The organism is Rhodospirillales bacterium (assembly GCA_016712595.1).
GTDB lineage: Bacteria > Pseudomonadota > Alphaproteobacteria > Rhodospirillales > Defluviicoccaceae > Defluviicoccus.
The window spans coordinates 378,786-396,783 of record JADJQT010000001.1 but is presented as its reverse complement, the minus strand read 5'-3'; the positions used below and the strand labels follow the sequence as shown (position 1 = coordinate 396,783).

Below are 17,998 nucleotides of genomic sequence, written 5' to 3'. Positions count from 1 at the left end.
CCGCAGCGCTTTCGTCATTCAGGCAATAAGGCGGCCGTCCCGGCGCGGGCCTCGCCCAACGGCGTCCTCATCGCCAATCAGAGACGCACAGCAACCAACATCGCCGAGACTACGGTCAGCATCGCCGAGGCAACGCACAACGCGATCCCGACCCGCCGCCGGTTCTGCTCCGTATTCGCCATCGTCCAATGATCGGACGAATGGTGCCCGACGGCGCTACGCCCGCCGCGGGTTGAAATTCCCAGTTCGTGGGTGATGTCTGCTTTCTTGGACGTTATGCTCATTTTCCCACCTTCGCTGAGCTTGCCGGCTGGCGGATCAGCACGCCGCCAAACCACTCGCGGTTGATTTCGGCCACCCCCGAACGCGCCAATTAATGGCACTTTATTGCCCTCAAGCGCCGAAACCTCCATTTTCATGTAATCTAGACCGTGCTCCAAGGCATTGACAAGCGCAGTCTTGCCATTCAAGGACTGGGGCCCGGCCTCAATGGGAGCGGCGAATAAGGTGCAAACTGTCGGTTTGCCGGATAACCGGCGCAGCGCGCCCGCTCGATCGCCGGGCGCAGCGGTACCGTGAAGCTGCCACGAGGGGCGTTGCGCATCGCGCTGGTGCTGCTGGTCGTTCCCACCGCAATCATCGCCGTCTACCGCTTCGTCGATCCGCCGTTGACGCCGCTTATGGTGATTCGCGCCGCCGAGGGAGAGACGCTGCAACATCGATCTGTGCCGCTGGCAGCGATCTCACCGCATCTGCGTGCCGCGGTAATTGCCAGTGAAGACAATCTTTTCTGCCGCCACCACGGGTTCGATACGCGCGCGCTTCGCGGCCAGTTTGAGACTTGGCTTGCCGGTGAACGACCGCGCGGTGCCAGTACGATCACCATGCAGACGGCGAAGAATATCCTGTTGTGGCCCGGCCGCGATCCTGCGCGCAAGCTCATCGAGGCGGCGCTGACACCACAGATTGAAGCACTTTGGAGCAAGCAACGGATTCTCGAGGTCTATCTGAACGTCATTGAGATGGGGCCGGGGATTTATGGCGCGGAGGCAGCGGCGCAGCATTATTTCAACAAACCCGCGTCGGCGCTGAATCGGCAGGAGGCAACCCTGATCGCCGCCGTCCTGCCGAACCCACGCGCATTTTCGCCCACGCGCCCCAGCCCATTCGTCACCCGGCAAGCATCGAGGATCGTGCGGCGGATTGGTCAGCTCGGCCCTCTTCTCGACTGTATCGGCGGCACGCGGTGAGCGTGTCCGATGAGAACGGCGACGCTCGCTCTGACAGGGCCGCTGCACGCGCGGACATCGGCGCCAGCGACATTGCGCCGCCCCCAACAGCGTATTAGCTTCGTGAGATGGATCCGCGCGTCGCCGATACGGACTCCCACCGCTGGTTTGTTAGGCCTGCTCTGGTCGCCGGGGCCGGTCTCCTTGCCGTGCTGATCGCCATTGGACTTAATTTCTTGCCCCAGCGGGAGCTGGATAAGGCCGAAGCGCCCGCACCGCCAGCGTCCGTCTCGACACCCGCCACGCCCGCCGCTCCCGTTGGCGCAGACAACACTGCGCCGGTCTTCGACGTCGTGCGCATTAACCCGCAGGGCGATACCGTGATTGCCGGCCGCGCCGAACCCGGAGCATTGGTCGTCCTCAACGACGGCGGCACGTCGCTGGGAGAGGTATCCGCTGACGGGCGCGGCGAGTGGGTTTTCGTGCCGGAAACTCCACTTCCCCCGGGGGATCACCGCCTGCATCTGGAAATGCGACGACCCGATGGTCAAACGATCGGATCGCAGGACGACGTTCTCGTTCTCGTTCCGGCGCCCGGAGAAGACATTGCCGGCCGGCCGGCATCGGCGGCGCAGCCGCTTGCCCTGCGACTACCACGTGGAGACGGCCCCACCACCGTCTTGCAAAAGCCGAGCACCAACCTCGCCCGCCAGGCGCTGTCGATCGATTCGATCGATTACGACGAGCAAGGTCACATCGCGCTGAGCGGCCAGGCGCCGCCGGCGGCTCGGGTTCGGCTGAACATCGACGGCAAGACGGCCGGAGAGGCCACCGCCGACACCACGGGCGTTTGGCGCATCGTTCCGCAGCGGAGCATCGGGTCAGACTTGCACACACTGGCGATCGAACAGTTGAACGACCGCGGCGAGTCCCTCGCCAGGGTCGCCGTGCCGCTGATGCTCGCCTCGTCCGCGGAGGCGGGTCGCCCCGGCCCGCAGCAGGTTATCGTGCAGCCTGGTCAGAACCTCTGGCGCATCGCGCGCGCCCGGTACGGCAAAGGGACGTCCTATACGATTATCTTCGAGGCCAACCGCACCCAAATCGCCGATCCGGACCTTATATATCCTGGGCAGGTCTTTCACATGCCATCCAGCCGATCGCCACGAAAGAATTGACGGCGGCAAGCGCGACATTTGCCGCCGCTCCTAGCCATCCGGCCGCGGCGAGAACGGTGCCTTTATTCGGAGTAAATCGAGCGCTGTGATCGACACCGTGAGCAAGACCCTGTGCGTTTCCATCCACCGAGCCGGCTGGCCGTTTATCGGCGTGTTCGCCGCGCTGAGCCTGCTTTTGCTGACTCAGTCGACCGCGCTCGGCGCGCTCGGCCTCGTCGCCACCGCGTGGTGCACCTACTTTTTCCGCGATCCCGAGCGCGTGACGCCGAACCGCCCTGGCCTCATCGTCAGCCCGGCCGACGGCCTCGTTTCGTCGGTCTCTGCCGCAAGGCCGCCCCAAGACCTCGGGCTTGCCGACGCAGACCGGCCACGAACGCGCGTTTCGGTGTTCCTGAATGTTTTTGATGTCCACATCAACCGCCTGCCGGTCGACGGCACGATCGCCGCGATCCGCTACCGGCCGGGCAAGTTCCTCAATGCGGCGCTCGATAAGGCGAGTGACGACAACGAGCGAAATGCCGTTCGCATCGACGTCGGCGCAGCCGGTTCGATCGTCGTGGTTCAGATCGCCGGGCTTGTCGCCCGGCGGATCAGCAGTTGGATCAGTGAGGGCGAAGCGGTCCGTGCCGGGCAGCGGTTTGGCCTCATCCGGTTTGGCAGCCGCGTCGACGTCTATCTACCGGATGGTGTGGCGCCACTTGTCTGCCTCGGGCAGCGATGCATCGCGGGTGAGACCGTCATCGCCGATCTTTTTGCCGGCGAACCGGCGCGACAGGGCGAGCGTCGCTGACCATGCCAATCTCGGAACCCCGCAAGCCACGCCTGCAGGGCCTGCACATCAATCGGATGATTCCGAATGTGCTTACGCTATTCGCGCTGGCCGCGGGACTGAGCGCGTTGCGCTTCTCGTTACAGGAGCGTTGGGAGCTTTCGGTCCTTGCGATTCTCGCTGCCGCCATCCTCGATGGCCTCGACGGACGAATCGCGCGGATTCTCAAAGGCGCCACCCGTTTTGGCGCCGAGCTCGATTCGCTGTCGGATTTTCTGTGTTTCGGCGTCGCTCCAGCCTTCACCCTTTACCTGTGGGCGTTGGTCGACGCCGGCAGAATTGGCTGGTCGCTCGTCTTGCTGCTGTGCATCTGTTGCGCCCTTCGCCTCGCCCGCTTCAACACCGATTCCGACGACGAGCAGCAACCGGCGTGGAGTCGGTCGTTCTTCGTCGGCGTCCCTTCGCCGGCCGGGGCAGGAATCGCCCTGTCGCCGATGGTGCTGTGGTTCCAGACCGACGCCGAGTTTCTGCGCCACCCGCTGATCGTCGGCGGTGTGATGCTGATCACCGCGCTACTCCTGGTCAGCCGGGTGCGGACGTTCACCTTCAAGAAGGTCCGCATTCCGCAACGGCTCGTGCTGCCGGCGATGCTGGGGGTTGGTCTTTACCTCGCGCTTCTGGTCAGCACCCCGTGGATGACGCTGACCTTATCGCTGTTCGCCTACCTGTCATCGATTCCGCTCAGTCAGCGACTTTACATGCGCCATCTGCGTCGTTCGTCAGCGGAAACAGCCCCTGGATCTCCACCCGGATGAACCGCAGGCCGGGCATCCTTCTCCGCCTCGTTCTGCTCGCCGCGTGCGCCGCCCTCGGCTGGGCTGCCGCCTCGCTGCCGTCGGCCGCCGAGGAGGTGCGATTCGTGCGGATCGGTACCGGGCCGATCGGTGGCACATACTTCCCGGTCGGCGGACTGATCGCCAACGTCATTTCCGGACCGCCGGGCTCAATGGCCTGCGCGCAGGGGGGCAGTTGCGGTGTTCCTGGACTGATTGCCGCGGCGGTATCGACGCAGGGCTCGGTCGAGAACATCAACGATCTCAGCAAAGGCAAGGTCGACCTCGCGCTCTGCCAAGCCAACATCGCCCATGACGCGATAACCGGCAACGGCGCTTATGCCGGTGCACCGAAGAACGGCCTCAGGGCGATCGCCAACCTGTTTACCGAAGCAGTGCACATTGTCGTCCGTCCGGACGCCGGCATCGGTTCCATCGAACAACTGAAGCATCACCGCATCTCGCTCGGCGAACGGAATTCAGGAACGCTGGCGACGGCGCTGGTGGTGCTGAAAGCCGTCAAGGTGTCCATGAAATCGATCGATCCCGTCTACGAGAACCTCGCCCGTTCGGTCGACATGCTGATGGCGGGTGACATCGACGCGCTATTCATGGTCGGAGGCCAGCCGGTGGCCGCGATCGCGAATGGCGCTGAGCGCGGCGCGATCGCACTCCTGCCGATCACCGACGGCGACGCCGAGCAACTCATCAAACTTCAGCCGTTCTTCACCAAGATGCTCATTCCCGCCGGTGCATATCAAAACGTGCCCGAAACACCCACCATCGGCGTCGGCGCGCAGCTTCTGGTCGAAGACTCAATGAGCGACGATCTGGCCTACGACATCGCTAAAGCGCTGTGGACCCCGCAGAACCGCAAGGTACTTGATGGCGGTGCGCCGATCGCCAGGCGCATCCAGCGGACCACCGCGCTTGATGGCCTCTCGGTACCGCTGCACCCGGGCGCCAAGCGCTTCTATCAGGAAACCGAGACCCGACCGAAAGTGGAAGGACAACCATAGCATGGGGAGTTGTGACTACCTGATCGCAGAGCCGGGCGTGGCCTGCCTGCCGATCACACCCCTGCACAAGAACGAACTCGATCCGTATTTCGCCTCCGCCCCCGCCGATGCCGGATGGGCGCGCGCGGTTGGGTTTATCGCCGATCCCGGCAGCTATTGCCTCGTTCCAGCTTCGGAGGGAACTGTGGGGCGCGCCCTTTTTGGCATTGGCGATACGCCGATGTGGGACTGGGCCTGCCTGCCGGACAAACTGCCGCGAGGATTATGGCGGATCGATCCGCCGCTGGAGCCCGAGCGCGCAACCGAGGCCGCCTTCGCGTGGGCGCTGGCCACCTATCGGTTCGAGCGCTACCGCCGCAACCTCTCAAACTTCGCCTCACTCGTCTGGCCCGCGGGCGCCGATCGTCGCAGCGTCGAACGGGCGATAGAGGCTACCTTTCTTGTTCGCGACCTGATCAATACGCCCGCCGCCGACATGGGCCCGGAAGAACTCGCCGCCGTCGCCGCCGACACCGCTACCCGGTTCGCCGCCCATTGCACGATCATTGCCGGAGACGCGCTGATCGCCCGTGGCTATCCGGCGATTCATGCCGTGGGCCGGGCGAGCGACCGCGCCCCACGACTGATCGACCTGGTCTGGGGCGATGAAGCGGCGCCGAAAGTGACCCTTGTTGGCAAAGGCGTGTGTTTCGACAGCGGCGGTCTCGATCTCAAGCCGGCTTCGGCGATGAAACTGATGAAAAAGGACATGGGAGGCGCAGCGATCGTTCTTGGTCTTGCTCGTATGATCATGGCGGCTGGTCTTCGTGTCCGGCTGCGCGTGCTCATTCCAGCGGTCGAAAACAGCGTTTCCGGCAACGCCCTGCGCCCGCTCGACGTGGTGCGGACACGGCATGGCACAAGCGTCGAGATCGGCAACACCGACGCGGAAGGACGGATGATCCTCGCCGATGCGCTGAGCGAGGCAGCCTCGGAGCATCCGGCCCTGCTGATCGATTGCGCGACGTTGACCGGCGCAGCGCGCGTCGCGCTCGGCGCCGAGCTGCCGGCACTGTTCTCCAACGACGACGCGCTCGCCGCGTCCCTGCTCGCGCACGGGCAGGCGTGCGATGATCCGCTGTGGCGCCTGCCGCTGTGGCATCCTTATCGCCGCCACATCAAGGGCAAGACCGCGGACCTGACGAACGCACCCGACTTGGCGTTCGCGGGCGCGATCACCGCCGCTTTGTTCCTTGAGGAGTTCGTTGATCCACCCTGCCCGTGGGCGCATATCGATGTCATGGCGTGGAATCCCGACAACCGACCCGGCCGGCCGGAGGGCGGCGAGGCGACAGGCATGCGGGCCTTATTCGCGATGATCGCCAGCCGATACGCGAGCACGTGAACGGACCACCGGCGCGCTCTTCGCACCGCAAATTTATCCCGTGGCAGAGCGGATCCGCGTTACGACGCGGAATGCCGTTGTTTTGCCATGCGTGCGGCCTTAATGAGGTAGGGAAACCCTGGACTCATACTCGGCATGCGAGTTCGGTTCGGCTCCAATCCCCGCAGGGCGGCGAGTCGGGAAGGCGTTGCCGGGATATCCAGGTATCCGTGGGGAACAGCTCAGGAACGATATCATGTTGAAACGACGCAGGGCTTTGCTGACCTTGATGCTGGGTGCGCTCATCACCGCAGGCTGCGCCGAGTCGCACGACGAGAGCTGGACCGCCGCCAATCCGGCCAACCAAGGCTATCATTGGATCGGCGCCGGACCCGCCGGTAACTTCGCTTCGGCCTACAATTTCTGCGGCAGCACCCTCGGGCAGGAAGACGAAAGCCAGTCGCTGCTCGGCGGCGCCGGAGGCGTGGCCGGAATTCCGGGAGGCCCGTCAACGATTCCTGGGTACGACCGCAGCACGCAGACCACGCACAGCGGGCCCAGTGCCCAGCGCCAGTTTTCCGGCTGTATGGCAAGTCAAGGCTGGGCGCGTATTGAAGGAGCGATGCCGGTTGCCGCCGAGCCTCCGGTACCGCCCAAGTAGTCTTCGCGCTACCTGACGCCTCGCCCCGCCCCGTCGCGGCTGGGCGGGTAGACCGGCAGCATTGCGTGCGGTCAGATGGAACGGCGCGCGACCCGCTGTCGTTTGTCTCGTCGCGCTCAAGGTCGAGCGCTGTCAGCTCGTCAGGGGTTTGGCGTCGGTGATCGGCTGGGGAAGCGCGATGGGCGCGGTTACGACTTTTGCAACTCCTCCGCCAAGGCCATGTCCAGCGGCTCGAAGCGGTCGCGCGCCGGCACGTAGGCATGCATGTTGCCGTCGAGCAGATCGAAGTACCATCCGTGCACGCGTAGCCGACCGTCCGCCACCCGCTCGTTGATCGAAGGGAACGACAGAAGATTGGCGAGCGAGGTCTTGATCGCTTCCCGCTCAAGAATGCGAAGCTGATCCTCCATCGGCGCGTTGCGGGCAACGATCAGCATGCGCCGTCGGGCCTCGTCGACGATTTGCATCCAGGTATAGATGAACGGATGGTCCGACGTGATCGCCGGATCGGCGGACAGCAGCGCCTCGATCCCGCCACACCCCGAATGCCCCAGGACGATGATATGCTCGACCTCGAGCGAGATCACCGCGAACTCGAGCGCGGCGCTGGTGCCGTGGGCACCGACGTCGTGCGCGCAGGGCGGAACGAGATTGGCAACGTTGCGCACGGTAAAGAGCTCGCCGGCCTCGGCGTTGGTCAAGATCGCCGGATCGACGCGGGAATCCGAACACGCCACCATCATTATGCGCGGGCGCTGCTTGACAGCCAGCTTCTCGAAGTGCTCGCGTTTGGCGTGGAACGTCTTTTCCTGAAATCCGAGAAAGCCGCTCGTCAGTTTGAGCAGTGGCATGCTGTGTCCCGCCCTTGAAGGCCATTTCGCTGCGCCGTTACCACGTCGCTGCCTGTGCTGTTACCACGATGGCCGGCCGCTATCAATCGGCGGACCATCAGGCTGGAGACATTGGTGGATACAGCGCGGGCGGAACCTGCCGAGAGACGCCGGTTCCGCTCACCGGCTGGTTAGATGGTCGGGGAGACTGGATTCGAACCAGCGACCCTCTGCTCCCAAAGCAGATGCGCTACCAGACTGCGCCACTCCCCGCAGCGGACATCCTATGAATATCCGGGCCTCGAGTGCAACGACGCGTATCGGCAATCGCATGAGCCGTGGTTACGGTGTCGGTGCACCGGCACCGGCCGCAGCGAAGATCGCATGATACACATGATCGCCGGGGCGAATGCCAAGTTGCGCCACCGTGCCAGCGTTGACCTCAAGCACCGCGAGGACCGGAGCCTCGGCGCTGATAATGTCGAGCGAGAGCGGCTTGGTATTCTCTGCAACGTTGACCACCACGCCATGGTCATCGATGAACAGCATGTCGAGTGCGATGAGCGTGTCCTTCATCCACATAGTTGCCATGCGACTCTGATGGAAATTGAAAAGCATGCCGGCATTGACCGCGAGGTGGGGTCGCTTTTGCAGCCCCTGCTGCCACGTTGATGGCGTTTCCGCCATCTCGACCATGAACTGAAAGCGACCACGCGCTGTTTCTATGGTCAACGGCGCGACTGGAAAAGCCGGTTCTTCCGCACCGGCCGCCGGTCTCTCCCGGTACCCCCAGATGACCGATCCAAGCCCAACCGCCAGAAACCGAAGGACATCCCGTCGCGTTGACCTCATGTTCTTTGTCCACCGCTTCGTCCCGATCCGCGCCGCCAGCTCGTGGCGCATCCGTCGTCACCACCGACCTTTCCCCCACGCCAGCCGACGCGGCACCTTGAGGGATGACGACGGATGAATCAAGCCGCCCCTGGGGACACTGTGTAGCCCCCTCTTTCCGCCGATGACATCTCAGTAGCAATCCACGGTAGAATACCGCGGCGCAGAGGGGTAACCTTGCCCCGTTGGCGCGAACTTGGTGATTTCCGCTTCGGACTTGTTGCACGAGGCCGGCGTCATTCCGCGAACGCTGAGCGGATCTGCGGAAATATGATGCGAGTCGCCATACCGGCCGTTGATCTTTCCAGCACACTCTCTAAAATGTTGCACTTGCGAAATAAAGGGATAACGGGTTATGCGTGAGATCGTCGAAGCACTTGAAGAAAAACGTGCGCTCGCCCGGCTCGGTGGCGGCCAACACCGGATCGATGCGCAACATAAGCGAGGCAAACTCACCGCGCGCGAGCGCATCGAGGTGCTCTTCGATCCCAACTCGTTCGAAGAGTGGGACATGTTCGTCGAGCATCGGTGCATTGACTTCGGCATGGAGAAGACGCAGACGCCTGGCGACGGCGTGGTCACCGGATACGGCACGGTCAATGGCCGGCCAGTATTCGTCTTCAGCCAGGACTTTACCGTCTTCGGCGGTAGTCTTTCCGAGGCCCATGCCGAGAAAATATGCAAGATCATGGACGCGGCGATGAAGGTCGGGGCACCGGTCGTCGGTCTGAACGATTCCGGCGGAGCGCGCATCCAGGAGGGCGTCGCGTCGCTGGCTGGTTATGCCGAGGTCTTCGCCCGGAATGTCGATGCCTCGGGTGTCATTCCGCAGATCTCGGTGATCATGGGGCCGTGCGCCGGTGGTGCCGTGTATTCGCCGGCGCTCACCGACTTCATCGTCATGGTGAAGGAAGAAAGCCACATGTTCGTCACCGGACCCGACGTGGTCAAGACGGTGACTCATGAAGAGATCGATCACGAGGGTCTCGGCGGCGCCAGCGTGCACACCGCGAAGTCCGGGGTCGCCGACCTCTCATTCGACAACGATGTCGAGGCGCTGCTCTACGTCCGCCGGCTGCTCAATTTCCTGCCGTCGTCGAACCGGGTGGCGCCGCCTGTGCGCGCGAGCTTCGATTCCATCGACCGTGTCGAACCGTCGCTGGATACGCTGATCCCCGAGAACCCCAACGCGCCGTACGACATGAAGGAACTGATCCTCAAGGTCGTCGACGAGGGCCTGTTCTTCGAGATCAAGCCGGACTTCGCCGGCAACATCCTCACTGGTTTCGGGCGCATCAACGGGCAGACGATCGGCGTCGTCGCCAATCAGCCGATGGTGCTCGCCGGATGCCTCGATATTGACGCGTCGATCAAAGCCGCCCGTTTCGTGCGCTTCTGCGACTGTTTTAATATTCCGATCATCACCTTCGTCGACGTTCCCGGATTCCTGCCCGGCGTCAACCAGGAGCACAGCGGCATCATCCGCCACGGCGCCAAGCTGCTGTTCGCCTACACCGAAGCCAGCGTGCCGAAAATCACCCTGATCACCCGCAAATCGTACGGCGGCGCCTACGACGTCATGGGCTCCAAGCATATGCGCGCCGATGTCAACTTCGCCTGGCCGACCGCCGAGATCGCGGTCATGGGTCCGAAAGGCGCGGTCGAGATCATCTTCCGCAACGAACTGGGCGACACCAAGCGGATCGCCGAGCGCACCGACGACTACAAGGCCAAGTTCGCCAACCCGTTCGCCGCCGGTCGTCGCGGTTTCATCGACGACGTCATTCACCCGCATTCAACGCGGCGCCGCATCTGCAAGGCGCTAGCCATGCTGCGTAACAAACAGGTCGAACTGCCCAAGCGCAAACACCCCAACCTGCCGCTGTGATTTCGAAGATTTCGCCCGGCGCCCAAAAAGGTGCAACCCTCTGAGCGGGAAAAGAATTAGATGTTCAAGAAGATTCTAATCGCCAATCGTGGCGAAATCGCCTGCCGAATCGCGCGAACCGCGCGCAAGATGGGCATCAAGACCGTTGCCGTGTATTCGGACGCGGATAAGTACAGCCGGCACGTGCGGGCATGCGACGAGGCGGTCTATATCGGTCCCTCGGCCGCGGCTGAAAGTTACCTTGTCATTGAAAAGATTGTCTCCGCCTGCCGACGGATGGGCGCCGATGCCGTGCATCCCGGCTACGGCTTCCTGTCGGAGCGGACGGCCTTCTGCAAGGCGCTGAACGACGAGGGCATTGCCTTCATCGGCCCGAATGCCGAGGTCATCCGGCTGATGGGCGATAAGATCACCGCCAATCGGGCGGCGAAGGAAGCGGGCGTCCCTACCGTGCCGGGCCATTGGGACCAGATCGCTACGCCGGAAGAGGCGGTCGGCATTGCCGAGGGGATCGGCTTTCCCGTCATGCTCAAGGCAGCGGCCGGCGGCGGCGGCAAGGGTATCCGCACCGCACGCGACGAGGCCGAGTTGAAGGAAGCCTTCCGTCTGGCCACCTCCGAGGCGCGCTCGGCTTTCGGCGATGACCGGGTGTTCATCGAGAAATTCATCGAGCAGCCGCGCCATATCGAAATCCAGATACTCGGCGACCGCCACGGTAACGTCATCCATCTCGACGAGCGCGAATGCTCGATCCAGCGCCGCCACCAGAAAGTCATCGAGGAGGCGCCCTCGCCGTTCCTTGACGGCGCAACCCGGCGCGAGATGGGGATGCGCGCCGTAGCCCTGGCCAAGGCCTGTGGCTACGATTCCGCCGGCACCTGCGAATTCATCGTCGACCAACGGCGCAACTTCTTCTTCCTGGAGATGAACACCCGCCTGCAGGTCGAACACTCGGTAACCGAATTCACCCATTCGATCGACCTCGTCGAATGGATGATCCGCATCGCCGCCGGCGAAGAGCTGACCATCCGCCAGCAGGACGTGCAACCGCACGGCTGGTCGATCGAGTCCCGCGTCTACGCCGAGGATCCGAACCGCAAGTTCATGCCCTCGACCGGCCGGTTGGTCCGCTACCGCGAGCCGGTGGAAAGCGATGAAGTCCGGGTTGATTCCGGCGTCTATGAAGGCGGCGAGATCAGCATGTTCTACGATCCGATGATCTCCAAGGTGACCACCTGGGGACGGGATCGTGACAGTGCCATCGCGCTGATGCGGCGCGCGCTCGACGAGTTTTATATCAAGGGCGTCCATCACAACATCGCCTTCCTGACCGCGCTGATGGCCAATCCGCGCTTCCTGCAGGGACGGCTGAGCACCGCCTTCATCGCCGAGGAGTATCCCGAAGGCTTCTCGCCAGCGCCGCTCGAGCCGGGCGATATCGACAGCATCATCGCCGTCTCGATGCTCATGCACCTGCGCTACATGTACCGGGCCAAGGATGTTAGCGGGCAGATGCCCGGCTACGGCCGCAAACTGCATTCGGACTGGGTGGCGTGCATTGCCAAGACCTACTTCCCGGTTTCGGTCGAAGAACACGCCGGGCGCGGCTCGGAGGAAGGCTTCGATATTCTTCGTGACGGCCACACGCTGTCGATCCGCAGCGACTGGGTGGTCGGCGATCCGGTGCTCCGCTGCACCATCAACGCCGTGCCGCACTCGTTCAAGGTCGAGCGGGTGGGTATCGGCTATCGCCTCTACCACCTCGGCGCCGAGGTCGACGTTCTCGTCTACACCAAGGCGGTTGCCGAGCTGGCGAAAATGATGCCGGAACGCCTGCCGCCGGATATGTCGAAGTACCTTGTCTCGCCGATGCCGGGACTGTTGCATTCGCTGGCCGTCGAAGCGGGCGAACGGGTCGATTCCGGCGACGAACTCGCCGTCGTCCAGGCGATGAAGATGGAAAACATCCTTCGCGCCGCCCAGGCCGGAAAGGTCAGTAAGCTGCACGCCAAGGCGGGCGATACGCTGTCCGTCGGCCAGATCATCATCGAGTTCGAATAGGCCTCGATTAAAGCGTGATCCAACCGTTCCCTCTTCCTCCCCGGAAGAGGGAACGGTGCTTCGGCACCATCGCGAACGAACCCGTTCGTCCCCAAGCGCGATCCTTCGTCACAGACTACCCTCCTTTCGCAGGCCATCCGCGCCTGCGCGCCATGGTCGCGAGTTGCGGTCAAATTGACGCAGCCGCTTTCATAGGGCTGTCGTTTGTGTCCTCTGCTCAAACGTGCTAGCTTGACCCATTGGCATTGGGGGATGCCGCATCGACATTTGGGGGGATGTGATGACCACCATCATCGGTCACGTTTATATCGGAACACCGGTCGGCGATGTGCTCGACGGCTCGGCAGCGGCTGATGTCATCGTCGGCAATGGCGGCAACGATTCGATCTCTGGCGATCCCGTCGATAGTATCGCCGGCGGCGATGACATCATCACCGGTGACGGTGGCGACGATCAGATCGACGGCGGGATCGGCAACGACTTCATTAACGGCGGTTCGGGAAACGACTGGATCGCAGGCGGACCCTGCTCGTCGGCGGGTTACGGCGTTGCCGACGCCGACACACTGATCGGCGGCGGCGGCGATGATGTCATTTACGGGTACAGCGGCGACGATAGCCTCGCCGGCAACTCGGGCAACGACGTCCTCGATGGCGGGGACGGCAACGACAGCCTCGCCGGCGGCAGCGAATCCGACACCTTATCGGGCGGATGCGGCAATGACTGGCTGCTCGGTGGCCGCGATGCCGATCAGCTCTCCGGCGATTGGGGCAATGACACCATTGTCGGCGGAGCGGACAGCGATTCGATCAGCGGCGGCGATGGCAACGACGTTGTCTACGCCGGCACCGGCGATGATACGGTGTTGGGCGATAACGGCGACGACCGTATCTGGGGCGATAGCGGCAATGATCGGATTGACGGCGGTTTAGGGGGCGACCGGCTCACGGGGGGCGCCGGCAACGATACCCTCGACGGCAGCAGCGGCGACGACACGCTCGACGGCGGCAGCGGCGACGACGCGGTCAGTGACTCGGATGGCGACAGCAGCAGCCAGAATCTGCTGAGGGGTGGCGCCGGCAACGATACGCTCTCTGCGCTGAACGGGCACGATACGCTCTATGGCGGCGCTGGCGATGACTGGCTGATCAAGCAACTGTTCGGATCGGCCATTTTGAACGGTGGTGGCGGCAACGATACGATCGTCAGCGGCGGTTTCGAGCCCGCGACGCTCGTCGGCGGGGCCGGTGACGACGTGCTGCGCAGTGTGCAAAGCAGTGATGTGCTCATCGGCGGCGCCGGCGCCGATACCTTCGCTTTCTCCTCTGCGCGCGTTTACGGCAGCGGCGCCGATCGTATCAACGACTTCCACGCCGCGGAAGGCGACGTCATCGACCTTTCCCTTTTCGACTTTGCCGACTTGGACGCGGTGTTCGCGACGTTCTCGGCACAAGGGACCGGCACGCTGATCTCGTTGCCGTCGGGGAGCGTCTTCGTCGCCGGCATCAGCCCTGACGACCTCGCTCACGCCGACAATTTCCTCATCTAAGACCGGAGCGCGATCCGAGGTCGGGCCGACCGTAGCGGCTCGACCTCGGCACTTTACGTCAACCGGGTCTACATGTTCGGGTAGTTCGGACCACCGCCGCCCTCGGGGACCACCCAGTTGATGTTCTGGGTCGGGTCCTTAATGTCGCAGGTCTTGCAGTGCACGCAGTTGGCGGCGTTGATCTGCAGGCGGCTGGCGCCGTCCTCCTCGACAAACTCGTAGACGCCGGCCGGGCAAAAGCGCTGCTCCGGGCCGTCGTAGCGGGCGAGGTTGATCGCCACTGGCACGCTCGGATCCTTGAGCGTCAGGTGGCAGGGCTGGTTTTCCTCGTGATTGGTATTGGAGATGTAGACCGACGACAGCTTATCGAACGCGATCACCCCGTCCGGCTTGGGATACTCGATGCGCTGGCATTCGGCGGCCGGCTTGAGCATCGCGTGGTCTTCGTGGTGGGACAGCGTCCATGGCGCCTTGCCGCGCAACAGGTAAGTCTCGAGCGCCGAATATGCGATGCCGCCCCACATCCCCCAGCGAAACGACGGACGGATGTTGCGCACCCGCTTGAGTTCGTCCCACAACCAGGTGGTCTTCAGCGCTTCGGGGTAGGCATCGAGTACCGCCGGCGGCGCATCGGAGGCAAGCGCGGCGAATACCGCATCGGCGCAGGTCATCGCCGATTTCATCGCCGTGTGAATGCCCTTGATCTTGGGCACGTTGAGGAAGCCGGCGGTATCGCCGATCAAGGCGCCGCCCGGGAACACCAGCTTGGGGATCGACTGGAAGCCGCCTTCGGCGAGCGCGCGGGCGCCATAGGCGATGCGTCGCCCGCCCTCGAAGGTGGTGCGGATCACTGGGTGGGTCTTGAACCGCTGCATTTCGTCGAACGGCGAGAGGAACGGGTTCTGATAGTCGAGGCCGATGACGAAGCCGACCGCCACCTGATTATCCTCGAAGTGGTAGAGGAACGAGCCGCCGTAGGTATGGGTATCGACCGGCCAGCCGACGGTGTGCACCACCTTGCCGGGATGGTGATTTGCGGGGTCGACCTCCCACAGTTCCTTGATGCCAATGCCGAAGGTCTGGGGCTGCACGCCGTCGCGCAGGTTGTAGCGGGAGGTGAGCGTCTTGGTCAGCGAGCCGCGGCAGCCCTCGGCGAAAATCGTATAAGTGCCGCGCAGCTCGACCCCCGGCTGGTAGTTCTCGGTCTGCTCGCCGTCCTTGCCGACCCCCATATCGCCCGTGGCGACGCCGACGACGCGCCCGTTTTCATCATAGAGAATCTCGGCAGCGGCGAAGCCGGGATATACCTCGACGCCGAGTTCCTCGGCCTGCTGCGCCAGCCAGCGGCAGAGATTGCCGAGGCTGATGATGTAATTGCCATGATTATGCATCTGCGGCGGGGTCGGCAGCCGGATGGCTTTCTTCTCGGTCAGGAACAGAAAGGAATCATCGCCGGCGGGTGTGTTCAGCGGCGCCCCCTTGTCTCGCCAGTCCGGGATCAACTCATCCAGCGCGCGCGGCTCGATCACCGCCCCCGAGAGGATGTGCGCGCCGACCTCCGATCCCTTCTCGATGACGCAGACACTGATTTCGCGGTCTTGCTGCGCGCTGAGCTGCTTCAGACGGATCGCCGTGGTCAGCCCCGAAGGGCCGCCGCCGACGATCACGACGTCGAATTCCATTGCTTCCCGGCTCATCGTTTCCGTTCCCTACCCCGTGTTGCCGGGGAGTTCGGCGCCCGTGACGGAACGGATGCCCCTCCCCGGAAAGGGCAGCGCCCGCGGGCCGCAAGCGGCCCGGGAAAACGTCGTCAGAACTGATCATCCTGGAGTGCCATGATCGACGACGTACCATCGACGATGATCGGCAGTAGTGCCCCGGCCTGCGGCAGAATCTGCTCGGCGTAAAACGTCGCTGTCGCGATCTTGGCTTCAAGAAAGCGCGGATCACCGTCACCGGCATCGAGCCGACCGCGCGCCGAGACCGCCGCCCGTGCCATCTGATAGCCGCCGATGACGATCCCGGCCATCTTCAGCACGTTGCACGCGGCACCGGCCGGCAGACGCGGATCGCGGGACGCGTCACCAAGCAGCCAGTCGACCACCTTTGCCAAGGCATCGATGCTGCTCGCAAGCGGCCCACGCATCGCCGCACAAGCGGCGTTCGCATTGGTGGCCAGTTCGCTATCGAGCTGGCGCATCTCGTCAAGAAGCACGCCGACTGCTTTGCCCTTATCGCGGATAATTTTGCGGCCGACGAGATCGTTTGCCTGGATGGCCGTCGTGCCCTCATAGATCGTCGTGATCCGTGCGTCGCGGAAGTGCTGCGCCACGCCGGTTTCCTCGACGTAGCCCATTCCGCCATGGACCTGCACCGCCAGCGAGGTGAGTTCGACCGACATCTCCGTCAGCCAGCCCTTGACGATCGGCGTCAACAGGTCCGCGCGCCCCTGGTGATACGCCTTGCGGGCCGCGTCGGTATCCCGGTGGGCGAAGTCGATCGAACGCGCGGCGGTCAGCGCCACCGCGCGCATTGCCTCGGTATACGCCTTCATCGTCATCAGCATCCGGCGGACGTCCGGATGATCAAAAATCGGCAGGCGCTGTTTCGGATCGGTTCCCGCCGGCGGTCCCTGGATGCGCTCGCGCGCGTATTGCAGCGCCTGCTGGTAGGCCCGTTCGGAAACGCCCAGCCCCTGAATGCCGACGACCAGGCGGGCCATGTTCATCATCACGAACATGTATTCGAGGCCGCGGTTTTCTTCGCCAACGAGGTAGCCGACGGCGCCACCGTGATCGCCGAAGGCGAGTACCGCCGTCGGGCTCGCGTGGATGCCGAGCTTGTGTTCGAGCGAAACGCAAGCCACGTCGTTGGGTTTGCCCGGCGTGCCGTTTTCGCCCGCCATCATCTTCGGAACGGCGAACAGGGAGATGCCCTTGACTCCCGGAGGGGCATCCGGCGTGCGCGCCAAGACAAGGTGAATGATGTTCTCGGTGAGATCGTGATCACCGTAGGTGATGAAGATCTTCTGGCCAGAGATCAGATAGTGATCGCCGCTGCGTTCCGCGCGGGTCCGTACCGCGCCAAGATCCGAGCCGGCCCCGGCTTCGGTCAGGTTCATCGTCCCGGTCCATTCGCCGGAAACCATCTTCGGCAGATAGCGCGCCTTGAGATCGTCCGAGGCATTGAAGACCAGGGCCTCGATCGCCCCTTGCGTGAGCATCGGGCACAAGGCGAACGCCATATTGGCGGCGTGCATCATTTCCTGAATGGCGGCGTTGACCAGCCAGGGCAACCCCATGCCGCCGTACTCGACATCGAAGACCGCGCCATTCCAGCCGCCCTCGGCAAACGACGCGTAGGCGTCGCGCCAGCCTTCAGGCGTCCGCACGGCGCCATCGACGAGACGAGAGCCTTGATGATCGCCTTGCTGATTGAGCGGCGCGAGGACTCCGGAGGCGAACTTGTCCGCCTCGTCGAGAACGGCGAACACCAAGTCCGGCGCTGCTTCCTCGAGGCCGGGCAGAGCCGATACGTCCTCCAAGGCACACAGGTTCTCGAGCACAAACCGGATGTCACGAATCGGTGCTGCGTACGTCGTCATGGCTTTGTTGCCTTTTCCGCTTGAGAACAGCGGCGCCCGGATGACAGCGCCCGCCCTCCCACGATCCCGAGCAAAATTATCTGCGACGCTTTTTAGCGGGTTTATCGCGTCCGTGCACGGAGAACG

15 protein-coding genes and 1 tRNA gene are annotated in these 17,998 nt (G+C 63.6%); 10 read left to right on the top strand and 6 right to left on the bottom strand.

Translation table 11 applies throughout. The features are described 5' to 3' along the window. Positions 1–77: 77 nt before the first annotated feature. Positions 78–284, bottom strand: coding sequence for a hypothetical protein (locus IPK66_01750; GenBank protein MBK8174056.1), 207 nt, complete (start codon positions 282–284; stop codon positions 78–80). 291 nt (positions 285–575) lie between these two features. Here IPK66_01750 and mtgA point away from each other — a divergent pair, with 291 nt between their 5' ends. The 7 genes from mtgA to IPK66_01715 all read left to right on the top strand — a co-directional run bounded on the left by mtgA (position 576) and on the right by IPK66_01715 (position 7,049). Then, positions 576–1,250 carry a monofunctional biosynthetic peptidoglycan transglycosylase gene (mtgA, locus tag IPK66_01745; GenBank protein ID MBK8174055.1) on the top strand — a complete coding sequence of 225 codons (675 nt, stop codon included), beginning with the start codon at positions 576–578 and terminating at the stop codon, positions 1,248–1,250. Positions 1,251–1,357: 107 nt separating this feature from the next. Continuing rightward, complete coding sequence (locus IPK66_01740; GenBank protein MBK8174054.1) at positions 1,358–2,404, top strand: LysM peptidoglycan-binding domain-containing protein; 1,047 nt, start codon at positions 1,358–1,360, stop codon at positions 2,402–2,404. An 85-nt stretch (positions 2,405–2,489) separates the two neighbouring features. Next, positions 2,490–3,194, top strand: a complete 705-nt coding sequence (locus tag IPK66_01735) for a phosphatidylserine decarboxylase (protein MBK8174053.1) — start codon at positions 2,490–2,492, stop codon at positions 3,192–3,194. Between the two features lie 2 nt (positions 3,195–3,196). Beyond that, complete coding sequence (locus IPK66_01730; protein MBK8174052.1) at positions 3,197–3,988, top strand: phosphatidylcholine/phosphatidylserine synthase; 792 nt, start codon at positions 3,197–3,199, stop codon at positions 3,986–3,988. Next, on the top strand, positions 3,985–5,025 hold the full coding sequence (locus tag IPK66_01725) for a TAXI family TRAP transporter solute-binding subunit (GenBank protein ID MBK8174051.1): 1,041 nt from the start codon (positions 3,985–3,987) through the stop codon (positions 5,023–5,025). The genes IPK66_01730 and IPK66_01725 overlap by 4 nt, the downstream gene beginning before the upstream one ends. 1 nt (position 5,026) lies before the next feature. Beyond that, entirely contained in the window at positions 5,027–6,409 is a 1,383-nt protein-coding gene (locus IPK66_01720) for a leucyl aminopeptidase family protein (protein ID MBK8174050.1), read from the top strand. Positions 6,410–6,644: 235 nt separating this feature from the next. After that, entirely contained in the window at positions 6,645–7,049 is a 405-nt protein-coding gene (locus IPK66_01715) for a hypothetical protein (GenBank protein MBK8174049.1), read from the top strand. Positions 7,050–7,237: 188 nt separating this feature from the next. Here IPK66_01715 and IPK66_01710 read toward each other — a convergent pair whose 3' ends face one another. The 3 genes from IPK66_01710 to IPK66_01700 all read right to left on the bottom strand — a co-directional run bounded on the left by IPK66_01710 (position 7,238) and on the right by IPK66_01700 (position 8,575). Beyond that, positions 7,238–7,900, bottom strand: coding sequence for a carbonic anhydrase (locus tag IPK66_01710; protein ID MBK8174048.1), 663 nt, complete (start codon positions 7,898–7,900; stop codon positions 7,238–7,240). 175 nt (positions 7,901–8,075) lie between these two features. Next, a tRNA-Pro gene (locus tag IPK66_01705) sits at positions 8,076–8,152 on the bottom strand. A 69-nt stretch (positions 8,153–8,221) separates the two neighbouring features. Further along, positions 8,222–8,575, bottom strand: coding sequence for a DUF192 domain-containing protein (locus tag IPK66_01700; protein ID MBK8174047.1), 354 nt, complete (start codon positions 8,573–8,575; stop codon positions 8,222–8,224). A gap of 550 nt (positions 8,576–9,125) precedes the next feature. On the opposite strand from IPK66_01700, the gene IPK66_01695 reads away from it, so the two are divergent. From IPK66_01695 to IPK66_01685, 3 genes are all read left to right on the top strand, one after another. After that, positions 9,126–10,658 (top strand): acyl-CoA carboxylase subunit beta, encoded by a 1,533-nt coding sequence (locus IPK66_01695; protein MBK8174046.1) that lies wholly within the window; start codon positions 9,126–9,128, stop codon positions 10,656–10,658. A gap of 60 nt (positions 10,659–10,718) precedes the next feature. Next, the gene (locus IPK66_01690; GenBank protein ID MBK8174045.1) at positions 10,719–12,719 is read left to right on the top strand and encodes an acetyl/propionyl/methylcrotonyl-CoA carboxylase subunit alpha; all 2,001 of its coding nucleotides are present in this window, start codon (positions 10,719–10,721) and stop codon (positions 12,717–12,719) included. 280 nt (positions 12,720–12,999) lie between these two features. Beyond that, positions 13,000–14,268, top strand: coding sequence for a calcium-binding protein (locus IPK66_01685; protein MBK8174044.1), 1,269 nt, complete (start codon positions 13,000–13,002; stop codon positions 14,266–14,268). 68 nt (positions 14,269–14,336) lie between these two features. Here the strand turns inward: IPK66_01685 and IPK66_01680 are convergent, their stop codons facing one another. Together IPK66_01680 and IPK66_01675 are read right to left on the bottom strand one after the other, a co-directional pair. Further along, the gene (locus tag IPK66_01680) at positions 14,337–15,965 is read right to left on the bottom strand and encodes an electron transfer flavoprotein-ubiquinone oxidoreductase (GenBank protein MBK8174043.1); all 1,629 of its coding nucleotides are present in this window, start codon (positions 15,963–15,965) and stop codon (positions 14,337–14,339) included. Between the two features lie 113 nt (positions 15,966–16,078). Further along, a complete protein-coding gene (locus tag IPK66_01675) occupies positions 16,079–17,872 on the bottom strand; it encodes an acyl-CoA dehydrogenase (GenBank protein ID MBK8174042.1) in 1,794 nt (597 codons plus the stop codon). Positions 17,873–17,998: the final 126 nt, after the last annotated feature.